The 12,729-nt window shown below is 67.8% G+C and carries 11 protein-coding genes; 7 read left to right on the forward strand and 4 right to left on the reverse strand.

Annotated elements, in window-relative coordinates:
- The first annotated feature begins 31 nt into the window (after nt 1–31).
- From cpaB to CEY11_RS22325, 6 genes are all read left to right on the forward strand, one after another.
- Complete coding sequence (cpaB, locus tag CEY11_RS22300) at nt 32–985, forward strand: Flp pilus assembly protein CpaB (RefSeq protein ID WP_088605638.1); 954 nt, start codon at nt 32–34, stop codon at nt 983–985.
- A complete protein-coding gene (locus tag CEY11_RS22305) occupies nt 963–2,630 on the forward strand; it encodes a type II and III secretion system protein family protein (protein WP_233155026.1) in 1,668 nt (555 codons plus the stop codon). The genes cpaB and CEY11_RS22305 overlap by 23 nt, the downstream gene beginning before the upstream one ends.
- Nucleotides 2,614–4,845 (forward strand): ATPase, T2SS/T4P/T4SS family, encoded by a 2,232-nt coding sequence (locus tag CEY11_RS22310; protein WP_158215421.1) that lies wholly within the window; start codon nt 2,614–2,616, stop codon nt 4,843–4,845. Before CEY11_RS22305 ends, CEY11_RS22310 begins: the two co-directional genes overlap by 17 nt.
- Nucleotides 4,842–5,687 carry a type II secretion system F family protein gene (locus tag CEY11_RS22315; RefSeq protein WP_088605640.1) on the forward strand — a complete coding sequence of 282 codons (846 nt, stop codon included), beginning with the start codon at nt 4,842–4,844 and terminating at the stop codon, nt 5,685–5,687. The genes CEY11_RS22310 and CEY11_RS22315 overlap by 4 nt, the downstream gene beginning before the upstream one ends.
- A gap of 274 nt (nt 5,688–5,961) precedes the next feature.
- A complete protein-coding gene (locus tag CEY11_RS22320) occupies nt 5,962–6,840 on the forward strand; it encodes a type II secretion system F family protein (RefSeq protein ID WP_088605641.1) in 879 nt (292 codons plus the stop codon).
- Nucleotides 6,837–7,187, forward strand: coding sequence for a DUF192 domain-containing protein (locus CEY11_RS22325; RefSeq protein ID WP_088605642.1), 351 nt, complete (start codon nt 6,837–6,839; stop codon nt 7,185–7,187). Before CEY11_RS22320 ends, CEY11_RS22325 begins: the two co-directional genes overlap by 4 nt.
- A 48-nt stretch (nt 7,188–7,235) precedes the next feature.
- On the opposite strand, the gene CEY11_RS22330 is transcribed toward CEY11_RS22325, so the two are convergent.
- The gene (locus CEY11_RS22330; protein WP_088605643.1) at nt 7,236–8,009 is read right to left on the reverse strand and encodes a BPSS1780 family membrane protein; all 774 of its coding nucleotides are present in this window, start codon (nt 8,007–8,009) and stop codon (nt 7,236–7,238) included.
- A 20-nt stretch (nt 8,010–8,029) separates the two neighbouring features.
- Nucleotides 8,030–8,998, reverse strand: a complete 969-nt coding sequence (locus CEY11_RS22335) for a homoserine kinase (RefSeq protein ID WP_088605644.1) — start codon at nt 8,996–8,998, stop codon at nt 8,030–8,032.
- Between the two features lie 474 nt (nt 8,999–9,472).
- On the opposite strand from CEY11_RS22335, the gene dusA reads away from it, so the two are divergent.
- A complete protein-coding gene (gene dusA, locus CEY11_RS22340) occupies nt 9,473–10,414 on the forward strand; it encodes a tRNA dihydrouridine(20/20a) synthase DusA (protein WP_233155031.1) in 942 nt (313 codons plus the stop codon).
- Nucleotides 10,415–10,597: 183 nt separating this feature from the next.
- Here dusA and CEY11_RS22345 read toward each other — a convergent pair whose 3' ends face one another.
- A complete protein-coding gene (locus CEY11_RS22345) occupies nt 10,598–11,056 on the reverse strand; it encodes a CBS domain-containing protein (RefSeq protein ID WP_088605704.1) in 459 nt (152 codons plus the stop codon).
- Nucleotides 11,057–11,226: 170 nt separating this feature from the next.
- Nucleotides 11,227–12,561 carry a YihY family inner membrane protein gene (locus CEY11_RS22350; RefSeq protein ID WP_088605705.1) on the reverse strand — a complete coding sequence of 445 codons (1,335 nt, stop codon included), beginning with the start codon at nt 12,559–12,561 and terminating at the stop codon, nt 11,227–11,229.
- Between the last annotated feature and the right edge of the window lie 168 nt (nt 12,562–12,729).

Consider the following 12,729-nt stretch of genomic DNA (forward strand, 5'->3'; position numbering starts at 1 on the left):
CAGTCCGTGCATTCCGATCCGGAGGTTTCTCATGCGTCTGCCCAGCCTCAACCGCAGCGCCATCCTGCTGGCGGTCGCCCTTCTGGCCGGCCTGCTTGCGGCCTGGACGGCGCGCAGGTACTTGCAGGATCGCGCGCGCCAGCTAGAGGCCGATGCTCGTGTGCCCATGGTAGAGCGCGTCGTGGCTGCCGATAATCTGCCGCTGGGCACCAAGCTTGCTGCCGAGCATTTCGCGGTGCGCAGGCTGCCGGCGGCCGCGGCGTCCAGCGACAGCCTGCCCCCGGCACGTTTCCACGAGCTGGAGGGCGGCGTGCTGCTTGCTGCCCTGAAAGCCGGCGATCCGATCCTGCCGGTGCATACGGCCAGAACCCGAAGGGCACCGTTCTCCGGCCAGATCGGCGCCGGGCGCCGTGCCATGACCATACCCGTGGATGTCATCAACTCGGTCTCGGGCCTGTTGGAACCCGGCGATCTGATCGACCTGTATGTATCGTTCGAACACCAGCGGCGCCGCATCACCGCGCCGCTGCTGCAAGGCGTCCTGGTGCTGGCTACCGGTCACGCCACCCGCGCCTCCGGCGCATCGCCGGCCGAGCGGGCGGGTTCGTTTGCCACGGTTACGCTGGATACCTCGCCGGAAGATGCCATCAAGCTCGTCGCCGCCCGCCAGGGTGGCACCATCACCGCCTTGCTGCGCCATCCCGACGATGGCCGGCCCGATCCGCGTGCGGTGCGCGGCGACCTGGCGACGCTGCTGGGCGTGGCCGAGCCCAAGCCCGGCCGCGACAAGCGCAGGGTGCAGGTCATCTACGGCAACCGTGCGAACCGCGGCGTGGCCGCACTGGCCGCCATGGCCGCGCAAGCGGGCTCGCGGGACGGCTCCCGCGGGGTTTTCGAACTGCCCTATACCCCCGAGCTGGCCAGCGCCTGGATGCGCGCGGCGGGTTTGCAGGAGCCCGATCATGCGGCACCGGCACAGCACTGAGGCCGTGGCGCAGGCCGCTTGCGGGCACCAGCAAGAGCGGCGGCCGCCACACCCGGAGGCACATCCTGATGCGCCTGCGGGAGCGCTCCCTGCCGGCCTGGGCCCTGCGTTTGCAACAGGCTCGGCAGGCTCACTGGCGCGCGGCATACTGTGGCGCCGCGCCGCCGCGCTGTGCGCCTTTCTGTGTGCTTGCCTGGGCATCGTGCCGGGCCTGGCCGCTGCGCCCGCCGAGACGCTGCTGGAAATGCAGGTCGGAGAGGTTCGGGTGCTGGCGCAGCCCGAAGTGGCGCGCGTGGCGGTGGGCGACGGCCAGGTGCTCAACGCGCAGGCCGTCGACGACAAGGAAGTCATCGTCTTCGCCCGGCACGCGGGCTCTACTTCGCTGCAGGTCTGGAATGCCGGCGGGCAGCGCCGCCGCTATCGGGTCGAGGTCGCGCCCGAGGGCACGCGCCGTGTATTGGCCGAGCTGCGCAAGATGCTCGAACGCATGCCCGCCGTGCGCGTGTCCATGGTCGGCGACAAGCTGGTGGCCGAGGGCGACGATCTTTCCGACGGCGACCGCGAGCGGGTTGCGGCGCTGGCCAAGCGCTACCCGCAGTTGCTGGATTTCACCGGCCAGGTGGGCTGGGATCGCATGGTGCTGCTGGATGTGCAGGTGGTAGAGGTGCCGCGTTCGCGCCTGATGGAACTGGGCGTGCGCTGGAACGACGCCAGCGACGGCGGCATGAATGCCGGCCTGGCCTGGGACGGCGGCTCGTCGCGCTTGAACCTGCGGCCGGGCGAGTCCGTGCTCGACACGGCATTTCCGGCGCGCGCCGTGGCGGGCTATTTCGGCATCAATGCGGTGCTGTCGGCGCAGATCCGTGCCATGGCCCAGGACGGCACCGCCGTGGTTCTGGCCCAGCCGCAGTTGCTGGCGCGCAGCGGTGCCACCGCCGAATTCCTGGCCGGGGGCGAGGTGCCGTATTCCACGGTAGAAACCAATGGCAGCTCCAGCACGGCGTTCAAGCCCTATGGCGTGTCGCTGCGCATCACTCCCAGAATCGAGCGCAGCGGCGCGGTGCGCTCGCGCATCGAGGTGGAAGTCAGCTCGGTCGATCAATCCCTGTCGGTGCCCAACGGGCCGGCACTCAAGACCCGGCGCGCCGTCACCGAATTCAATGTGCGTTCGGGGCAGACGCTGGTGCTGGCGGGTTTTCTGTCGCGCGAGGCGTCGCGCAATGTCGACAAGCTGCCCCTGCTGGGCGACTTGCCGGTGCTGGGCGAACTGTTCAAGTCCACGCGCCGGCGGCGGGCCGATACCGAGCTGGCCATTTTCGTCACACCGGTCGTGGTCGCGCCCGACGATCCGGGCCTGATGCGCCGCGTCGAGCAGGGCCGCTCGCTGCTCGATCGCAGCTTCCCTCGGGCGCCTTTGATGAATACGCCGCTGCACCCCGATCCCTCGCACCGAGGTGCGCCGCGGCTGCCGCCCCCCTTGCCCGCAAGTGCGGCGGCGGATGCCTGGGATCCTTACCGCGGCAAGGGCTCGCAATGGTCGCAGGCAGCGTCGGGCACACCCGCGGCTCGGGCCGCTCCGTCGGCGACAACCGCCGTTCGCGGGCCGCGCAGCCTGGGCGCCAATCAATATGATTTCAAGCAATAGGGTACAGGCCATGCTGGATGTATTGCTGCGTTTCGAAGACGGGGCCGCGCGCGACGAGCGCTGGCCGCTGCCGCTGGACATAGGGCGCGACCCGGCGGCCGGACTGCGGCTCAAGTCGTGGCGCGTGGCGCGGCGCCACGCCAGGCTCGAGCGCCGCGAGGCCGGCGTATTCCTCGAAGACCATGGTTCGCTTTGGGGCACCATCGTCAACGGCCGCCGCGTGTCCCGGTATGGGCCGCTGCATGCGGGCGACGAGATCGTGGTCGGCCCCTGCCTGATATGCCTGCGCCGCATACTGCCGCCCGCCCAAGGGCAAACGCAGCAGCATCCGGACTCAGCCACCCACCAGGCCGAAGCTGGCCCAGGCCCGGCGGAATGCGGCCGGCCTGACGCTGTGGCGGGCTCGGCGGGCGCGGCCTTTTCGGGTGCCGGCGGCTCTGCCCCGAGCGATTCCGGCGTGGCCGGGCAGGAGTCGGGTGGGGGCGTTGCGGATGCAGGCGAGCCGTCGGGTACTTGCTCCCTTGATGTTTCTGGTGCCGGGCGGGCAGGGGAATCGGATTCCGCGAGCGACGGTGATCGGGCCGAGTCGTTTGGCGCAGCGTCGACCGTGGCCGGCGCCTTCGGCGACGTACGTCCCGATGCACATCCCGATGCACTCCCGTATATCGCAGCTAGCCGCTTTTGCGCCGGGACACCGGACAGCGTCGTCGCCGGCGATCTATTGCCGCTGCGCCGGCGCCTGCACCACAGCCTGCTCGATGCCCTGGATCTGCGCCGCCGCGATGTCTCCAGCATGAGCGACGCCGCCTTGCGCAGCGAGGCCATGGCCGCCATGGGCCGGATCCTCGCGGGCGACACGCAGCTGCCGGCGGGGCTGGATCGCCACGCGCTGGCGCGCGCGGTGGTGGACGAAGCGGTGGGGCTGGGGGTGCTGGAACCCTTGCTGGCCGATGCTTCCATCAGCGAAATCATGGTCAACCGCCACGATGAAATCTACGTCGAGGCGCGCGGCCGCCTGCAACGCTTGCAGGGCGGATTCAGCAGCGAGCAGGCAGTGCTGGGCGTCATCGAGCGCATCGTTTCGCCGCTGGGGCGGCGCATCGATGAAAGCTCGCCCATGGTCGATGCCAGGCTGCGCGACGGCTCGCGGGTCAATGCCGTCATTCCGCCGCTGGCATTGCGGGGCGCCTGCCTGACCATACGCAAGTTCCCCAAGCGGCGCCTGGCCATGGGCGACCTGCTGCGCGCGGGTGCGCTGGATGCCTGCATGGCCGAGTTCCTGCGCTTCTGCGTGCGCCAGCGCAAGAATCTCATCGTCTCGGGCGGCACCGGTTCGGGCAAGACGACGCTGCTCAACGTGCTGTCGAATTGCATTCCGGCGGGCGAGCGCATCGTCACGATCGAAGACGCGGCCGAACTGCGGCTGGATCACGCCCATTTGGTGGCGCTGGAAGCGCGGCCGCCCAATCTGGAAGGCCGGGGCAGGGTGGACATCCGCGACCTGGTGCGCAATGCCTTGCGCATGCGGCCCGACCGCATCGTGGTCGGCGAGTGCCGCGCCGGCGAGGCCTTCGATATGCTGGCCGCCATGAACACCGGCCACGAGGGCTCGCTGACCACGCTGCACGCCAACAGTCCGCGCGATGCCCTGGCGCGGCTCGAAACCATGATACTGATGGCGGGCATGGATCTGCCGCTGCCGGCCATACGCGACCAGGTGGCCTCCAGCATCGACATCATCGTGCAGCAGGCCAGGCTGGCCGACGGGCGCCGCCTGATCGTTTCCATTGTCGAGGTCACCGGCGTCGAAAGCGGCCGCATCCAGACCCAAGAATTGTTCCGCTATCAAGAGCATCCCGAGCGGGCATTCATGGGCTGCGGGGTACTGCCCGAATTCGCCGCGGCGCATCGCCGCGGAGCCGAGGGCCTGGATCCCGGCTTGTTCAATCAGTGCAACGCGCCGGCTGGCGGCGAGTTTGGCGCGGATACTGCGGATGCCCCGATGGCCGGGTACGACCTGGGCTTCAAGGCTGCGGATGCCGAAGAGGCACGGCTTGTCTTGGATGCCGCAATTGCTGCGGGCTCCTCGGTTGCCGCTGCGGGCATCGCAGATGCCACAGATGCCGCAAATGCCACGCGTACCACGGATACCTCGGATACCTCGGATACCTCGGATATTGCGGGCCGCCGCGCCGCCTTGCCGGGGGCGGCATGATATTCCTGTTCATTGCCTGCGTGACGGTGCTTGCCGCGGCGGCCTGCTGGGTGCTGCAGGGCTGGGTTCTTGCCGCCTACAGGCGCTATCGCAGCGCTTTCAGCCGGCAGGTGGGCGCCGGCATGAGTGAATTCTTCCTGTTCCTCGATCCAGCCCAGCTATGGCTGGCCAATCTGTGCGGCTGCGCGGCGCTGGCATTGCTGTGCTACCTGGTTTCCGGCTGGGCCTGGCTGGCGGCGGCCGTCGGGGCGGCGGCCCTGCTGGTGCCGCAGTGCCTGGTCGCGGCGCTGCGCCGGCGCCGCCTGCGGCGCTTCGACCAGCAGTTGCCCGACATGCTGCGGGCTCTGGCTTCGGCCTTGCGTGCCGGGTCGGGCGTGCAGCCCGCCCTGCGCCATATCGTCGAGCGTGCCGCGCCGCCGCTGTCGCAGGAATTCGGCCTGATGCTGCGCCAGCAGCGCATGGGCGTGCCGCTGGAACAGGCCCTGCAAGCCTTGTACCGCCGCATGCCCACCGAGGCTGCCGGGCTGGCGGTGTCGGCCTTGAACATCTCCTTGCACACGGGCGGCAATCTGGCTGAGACGCTGGAACGCATTGCGGACACCTTGCGTTCGCGCCTGCACCTGCTGGGCCGTATCCGCGCCCTGACATCCCAGGGCCGGCTGCAGGCCTGGGTAATGGCCGGCATGCCCGGCGTGCTGGCGCTGGCTCTGCAGTATGTGGATCCCGATTCCATGTACTACCTGTGGCACACGCCCGCAGGCTGGGCCGCCCTGGCGCTGATCGTTGTACTGGAAACGGCGGGGATCATGTTTATACGGCGCATCGTTGCCATCGATGTCTGATTCCATTTCCAAATCAACCGTGCACTTTGTCAGCTTCGCTTGCCGTACTAGGTGTACTGTCTGCGCTTCGCTTTCGCGTTCACGATTGATTTGGAAATGGATTGATATGGATTCTTGCTCAAAAACGGATTCATACCCAAAACGGCGATCGCGTTGAGATAACGACGTTGCTTTGCCTTGTCACGCTGGATGTACTGTCTGCGCTTCACTTTCGCGTTCACGATCGATGTGGAAATGGAATGGTTCCATTTCCGAACCAGGGAGGGTAAGCACCATGTGGTTCTGGCTAGCCTGTGCCGCGACGGGAATTTCGCTTTGCAGCCTTTGCTGGCTGGTGGCGAAGCCATGGGCTGTGCGCGGCGACGGGGCGGGCAGCGTGGAATTCCTGGTGCCCGCGGCGCTGCGCTGGGCCTGGCCCTGGGTGGCGGCATGCGCCGCCGCCAGCAAGCCCTTCATTCCCTGGAACCTGCGCGCGTCGCTCGCCACGCGCCTGCTGCGCGCGGGGTTGCCCGCCGCGTGGCAGGCCGAGCATTTCGTCGCCCTGCAAATATTGGCTGCCGTCTCGCTGGCCGCAGCCACTTTGCTGGCGGCCATGCTTGGCATGCTACCGTCTGCAAGCGCCGTGGCGCTTGCCCCGGTGGCGGCGGTGGCCGGGCTGTGCTGGCCGGCCGGGTGGCTGCATGGCCGCGCCGCGGCGCGGCGCCGCGTGATGCTCAAGGAATTTCCCTTCCTGCTGGACATCGGCACGCTGTGCGTGGAGGCCGGGCTGAACCTGCACGGCGCCCTGCAGCAGGCCGCGGCGCATGGGCCGCCGGGCCCCTTGCGCGACGAGCTGCGCCATGCCCTGGCCGACATGCGCGCCGGCATGGCCAGGCCCGAGGCGCTGCAGGGCCTGGCGGCGCGTTGCGGCCTGGATGCGGTGGCCGGCCTGGTCGCGGCCATTGCGCAGGCCGACCAGCTCGGCATGAGCCTGGCGCCCATATTGCGCGCCCAGGCCGATCAGCGCCGTGCCGAACGCTTCTTGCGGGCGGAAAAGCTGGCGCTCGAAGCCCCGGTAAAAATGCTGTTCCCCATGGTGTTCTGCATTTTTCCGTGCACTTTTCTGATCATAGGTTTGCCGATCGCGGCCCGGCTGCTGGGGCTTGCGTCATGATCGCCCCGCAGCGCGGCTACAGGCTGTATGCGGCACGCACGCCCTGGCAGCGTCTGCTGGGCATGCACGCCCAGGCCTTGCCCGGCGACGGCTGGGCCGTGTGGCTGGCTCCTTGCCGGGCCATACATACGTTCTGGCTGGCGCGCCCCATAGACGTGTTGTTCCTGGATCGGCGCCTGCACGTGTGCAGGCGCATCGACAGCCTGGCGCCGGGCCGCATCGCCTGGTGCTGCAGGGCGCATTCGGTACTGGAATTGCCTGCGGGCTACTGCGCAGCCTGGCCCGACCATGCGCAGGCCGCAAGCGAGGCCATCGGGGCAAGCGGGCGAGGTAAGCCAGGCCGTTGATGCCAGCGCAGCCGTCGTGGCTGGCGAGGGCCATCGGGGCGATCAGGCCTATTTCACCGTGGGGTAGTTGGCGCCGAACACGCTGATGTACGCCGGATAGAAGCTGCAATACAAGATCGCCGCAACGATAAGGTTCAGCGGGGTCAGCAGGATCTGCGCCAGGCTGGGGCTCATGCCCAGGTCGGTCAGCAGATTGCCCAGCAGTTGCACCGCCAGGAACACTGCACCCCAGCTCAGGCCGTACACCAGGAACGCCAGCTTGTTGCGCCAGCAGGCTACCATGGAGAAGAACAGCGCCTGGGTCAGCTTGATGCGATGCCAGCCGACCAGGGCGGGGGCATGCCAGAACAGGGCCGAGATCACTACGTACAGCAGCCCGAAGGTGATGAACGGCCCGCGTACCGCTTTCATCAGATCGAGCTCGTTGATGGGGCCGCCGGAACCGATCGCGTCCATGATGTTGCTCATGAAAGGCAGGGTGGCGACAAAGCCCCCGGCCAGGCAGCAGGCCAGATACGCCAGTCCGAGCCGGATCAGGCGCTTGCGCCCGTCGGGGTTGCGCAGGGGCTCGAGCCACATGGGCATCAGCATGGGGTCGCCGTCGGCGATGTGGCGGCAGGCGCACAGCGACATGAAGGTCAGCAGCGGCATGGCGGTGATCAGCGCCATCTGCCCCAGCAGCGGGATCATGTAGGCCAGGGTGATCAGAAACCCCGTCATCAGGCTCCAGAAGAACATGGGCATGGGCTGGAGCCTGAAGATCCTGGCCCCGTCCTGTATCCATTGCCATCCGGCTCTGACAGGGAGTATTGCTGCTTGCATGGTGTAAGGGTTCCGGTGATTCAGGGTAGGGCGAGCGCCAGCGCCTTGCGGCGTTCGCGCAGGACGCGCTCGAAATGGCGCGGGTCGTGCGGCTTGAGCGTCTGGGCAGGGCGCGGCAGGTAGAAGTCGTACAGGCGCGACAGCCAGAAGCGCAGCGCGGCCGCCTGCAGTATGGTCGGCCAGGCGCGCCGCTCGGCCTCTGCAAAGGGGCGCACCTGCGCGTAGGCGCCCAGCCAGGCGCGCAGCCTTTCGGGGTCGAAGACACCGGTGGCCGGCTCGATGCACCAGTCGTTGACACTGACCGCCACGTCGAACAGCCAGGTGTCGCAGCCGGCGAAGTAGAAGTCGATAATGCCGCCCATGCGCGGCATCTCGAAGGTGCCGTCGAACAATACATTGTCGCGGAACAGGTCGCAGTGCGCGGGGCCTTCAGGCAGTTGCGGATAAATGTCGCCGGCCGCGAAGGCGATCTGCTCGTCCAGGGTCTGGCGCAGCAGCGTGGCCTGCTCGGGGTTCAGGAACGGCAGCACCTGCGGCGCGGTGTCGCGCCACCAGGGCAGGCCGCGCAGGTTGGGCTGGCGTATGCCGAACGATTGGCCGGCCAGGTGCGCGCGCGCCAGGGTCTGCCCGGCCAGGGCGCAGTGCGCCGGGCCGGGGGCGGGCTCGTAGCCGCCGTTCAGGCGTGTGACGATGATGGCGGGCTTGCCGTGCAGCGAGGTCAGGCGCGAGCCGTCGCGCAGGGTCTGCGGCTGGGGCACGGGAATGTGGTGCTCGGCCAGATGATGCATCAGCTCGATGTAGAACGGCAGCTGCTGCGCAGTCAGTACCTCGAAGATCGTCAACACATATTCCCCCCGCGTCGTCGTAAGGAAGAAATTGGTGTTCTCGATGCCGGCAGTGATGCCGCGCAGGCCGACCAGCTCGCCCAGCGTGTATCGCTCGAGCAGTTTGTGCGCGTCGTCGTCGCTGACGGGGGTGAATACGGCCATGGGCAGCAGCTTCCAGGAACTATGAAAAAATGCCCCCGCAAAAGGGGGCGATTGATTTTAGACTAGTCCACTGAAACACTGAAATTGGCTGGTGCCCGCCATGCCCTTTACCGCCTGTTCCAGTGCTTCGTTCCATTGCTGAATCCGAATGCGAAAGCGAGGCGCGGGCAGTTCGCATGAGTGCGGCAAGCGTAGCCAATAAAGTACCCGGTAGATTTAGGAATAGAACCGGTGGGCCTTGCGGGTGTCCACGTGGCGGCGCCCGCTGGCGCTATGCCGGATCGGGTGCGCGTATGCGGGAGGCGCGCGGGTGGCATGGCGCTTTTGCGTAAAATACCGGCGCCGGCATTTCCCGGCCAGAATGAGGGCTGCATGCAGCATCAGGCAATACCAACGCAGGGCGGGGCGCAGGCCCCGGCTTCCTCCGCCGCCAGGCCGGCGGCGGCCGCATCGTGGCGCCTGTGCGTCGCGCCCATGATCGACGTCACCGACCGCCATTGCCGCTACTTTCACCGCTTGCTGGCGCCGGGCGCGCGCCTGTACACCGAGATGATCACCACCGGCGCGCTGCTGCACGGCGACGTGGCGCGCCATCTCGATTTCGACCCCGCCGAGCAGCCGGTCGCCCTGCAACTGGGCGGCAGCGAGCCCGAACTGCTGGCCCATTGCGCGCGCCTGGGCGAGCAATGGGGCTATGACGAGATCAACCTGAATTGCGGCTGCCCCTCGGAACGCGTACAGCGCGGCGCCTTCGGCGCCTGCCTGATGGCCGAGCCGCGGCTGGTCGCCGATTGCGTCAAGGCCATGCAGGACTCGGTCTCGGTGCCGGTCACGGTCAAGCACAGGCTCGGCCTGGACTACGACGAATCCTATGGCTTCGTGCGCGATTTCGTCGGAACCTTGTACACGGCGGGCTGCCGCGTGTTCATCGCGCATGCGCGCAATGCGGTACTCAAGGGCCTGTCGCCCAAGGACAACCGCGAGAAACCGCCGCTGCGCTACGCCGACGCCCTGCAGCTGAAGCGCGATTTTCCCGATTGCCGCATTGTGCTCAATGGCGGCATCACCGAAGCGCCGCAGGCGCAGGCCTTGCTGCGCGATTTCGATGGCGTGATGCTGGGGCGCGCCGCCTGGCACGATCCGGCCGTGCTGACGTCGCTGACGCGCCTGATCGACCCTGCGGCGCCGCTACCCGAGCCCGGCCAGGTGGTGCATGCGTTCAGTGCCTACGCGGCGCGCGAAGTGGCCAGGGGCGTGCCGCTGCGCATCGTGGTGCGTCCCTTGCTGGGCTGGGTCAACGGCCGCAGCGGTGCGCGCCACTGGCGCCGAACCTTGTCGGATCCGCGCCTGCTGGACGGCAATGACGCGCAGCTGATCGAACGAGCCTGGTCGGAGCTGCTGCTGCACAGCGCTTAATGTGAAAGAAGCCTCTTTCATCCTGGGGGGGTGGCCGCAACTACCATCCTCCGTTAGGGCGCTGCGGCCCGTGTGCCGCGCTGCATCGGCCGTTTGCCTGGTCGCCGGCATGGCGCCGAACACAATAAAGCACGACACAGCCCGCCGGGCTAAGTCGTGCCTAGGTTTGCTGTGCTGGACGGTTCAGGCCTGCGCGGACTCGGAATCGCCGGGCCAGTCGCGGATGTAGGCCTTGAGCATATTGTTCTCGAACTGCTGGGCCGCGACGATGGCCTGCGCCATGTCGTAGAAGGAAATGACGCCCAGCAGCATGGGGCCGTCCATGACGGGAATGTAGCGCGCGTGCTTTTCGAGCATGAGGCGCTGCACCTCGTCGGCGTCGGTATTGGGCGAGACGCTGAGCGGCGCGTCGTCCATGATGCTGCGTATGGTGTTCGAGCCCGTGTTGCCGCCATGGGCGTGCAAGTGGCGGATGATTTCCCGGAATGTAAGCATGCCCACCAGCTCGCCGTGTTCCATGATGACCAGCGAGCCGATGTCTTGCTCGCTCATGGTTTCCAGGGCCTGGATGATGGGTATGTCGGGCGTGGCGGTATAAAGCGCGTTGCCCTTGACGCGCAGAATTTCACTGACTTTCAACATGGTTGCCTCCCGCATGGCGATTGCCGTATTCCTATTTTGCATCATAACGGCGCTTTCCGGTAGCGGCGCCGCACTATAGCGTAACCACCCGCAACTTAGCCTGCCGGCGCGCCCGGAGGCCCGGCATCGCCAAACCCCTTGTGGGCGCTCTGACAGAGCCCGCCGTGGGATCAGGCTGCGCCCTGGGCGTCCGGTTCGCTGGCGCCGGCCCCCAGGATGTCTTCCAGCGGCAGGTCGCGATCCAGGGGCGGGGCGAAGGTGTCCGCAAGGGCCTGCTGCAGCCGGGGATGCAGCTCCAGGCCGCTGTGTCTACGGTCTATCAGCAGCGCGTCGACCACCGAGCCCAGCTGCGCCTGCCTGGGATCGCAGGCCAGCATCCAGCGGCCGCTTTTGTCGCGGGTTTGCGCCACGTAGCCCAGCTGCGTCAGCGCATCCAGCACCGGCAGCAGCTCTTCTTGCGTGACGTGCAGATGGTTGCTGAGGAACTGCATGCTGCGCCCGGGCTCGGGGCCGTTGCGGGCGGCGTGCAGCTGGGCCAGCACTCCCATTGCGTTCATGAAGGCCGCGCCGGGGGCGGGGTGCTCTGCCCAGCGCCGCAGGCGCAGCAGCGGCAGGGTGGCGGCGACGGCGGCGCCGAACAGCACCGCCAGCCACGACATGTAGATCCACAGCAGGAAAATCGGCACGGTGGCGAAGGCGCCGTAGATCACCGTGTAGGACGGGAAGCGGGTCAGGTAATAGGCGAAGCCGGCCTTCATGATCTCGAGCACGATGGCCGTGCCGAAGCCGCCGGCCATGGCGTCCTTCCAGCGCACCTCGCGGTTGGGAACCATGCTGAACAGCACCGTGAAGCCCAGGCCGGTGGCCGCCACCGGCACGAAGGACAGCGCCAGGCCGATGACCGCCGGAACTTCGGCCACGCGGCCGAGCGACTCGCGCGCCAGGAACGACGTGGCCCAGAGGCTCGCGCCCACCAGCACCGGCCCCAGCGAAATAATGGCCCAGTACATCAGTATGCGCTGCCCCAGCGGGCGCTGGTTCCTGACATTCCAGATATTGTTCAGCGCCCGGTCTATGGTCATGATCAGCGAGATCGAGGTCACGATCAGGAACACGCCGCCGATCGCCGTCAGGCGCGAGGCCTGGGCGGCGAACATGTTCAGGTATTTCATGACCGTGTCCGACACCGTGGCGGGCATCAGGTTGTTGGCCAGGAAGTCTTCCAGGGCCTGGCGGAAGTCGGAAAACAATGGAAACGCGGTGAACAGCGACAGCACCACCGCCAGCATCGGCACGATCGCCAGCACCGTCGTGAAGGTCAGGCTGGAGGCGGTCTGGGTAAGGTTCTGGTCGGCGGCGCGGCGCGCCGCGTAGCGCAGCACCTTGACGGCCCGCTGGCTCCAGGGCAGGTCGCGCAGGCCGGGCGGGGGGTGCTCGTCGTGGGCGGGAATCCAGGGCGCGGCGCTGTCTGCAGCCCTGTTGCCGGGCACGGCCGCGCCCGGCATATCGGTGCCGGGGGACGGGCCGGCGCCAGCGCCGTGCGGCGCCGCGCCGGAGCCGTCCGCAGCCGGGGGAAGGGCCTCGGTACGGGTTTGCGGTGTCGGGGCATTCGTCATGTGCCGGTCTCCTGGTTGCCGCCGCCATGCGGCCGATCATGGCGGCGGCGCAGGTGC

The sequence above is a fragment of the Candidimonas nitroreducens genome (assembly GCF_002209565.1).
GTDB classification, from domain to species: domain Bacteria; phylum Pseudomonadota; class Gammaproteobacteria; order Burkholderiales; family Burkholderiaceae_B; genus Candidimonas; species Candidimonas nitroreducens.